Raw genomic sequence first — 388 nt, forward strand, 5'->3', positions numbered from 1 at the left:
CGCGGGCGCGTTGTGCGCGTCATCGACGATCACCGTGGCGCCCTGGCGTTCGAACAGCGTGAAGCGGCCCGGCACGTCCACCTGGCCAACGTCGAACGTCACCACGCCGGCGCGGATCAGGTCGTTGGAAATGCCCAGCGCCCAGCCCGTGGCCACGGCCGCCAGCACGTTCTCGATCTGGAACGCCACGCGGCCCGCGTAGGTCAGCGGAATGGCCGACACATCGGTCAGCGGCATCTCGCTCTGGCCGGTGGCCATCACGACCTTGCCTTCGCGTACGAACACCGCTCGCTTGCCCGCCGCCCGGTGCGCGGCAATCGCCGGCAGGTCGGCGGTGAGGCCGAAGAAGATCACATCGCCATCGCACAGCTCGGCCATCTCCACCAGC

Annotated in this window: 1 protein-coding gene; it reads right to left on the reverse strand. The window is 69.3% G+C overall.

Annotated elements, in window-relative coordinates; genetic code table 11:
* The coding region (locus AB4Z35_RS31040) for a hypothetical protein (RefSeq protein WP_442101303.1) at nt 1-388 on the reverse strand (388 nt) is incomplete at both ends.

The organism is Pseudomonas sp. KB_15, from assembly GCF_052114525.1.
In the GTDB taxonomy this organism is placed as follows: domain Bacteria; phylum Pseudomonadota; class Gammaproteobacteria; order Pseudomonadales; family Pseudomonadaceae; genus Aquipseudomonas.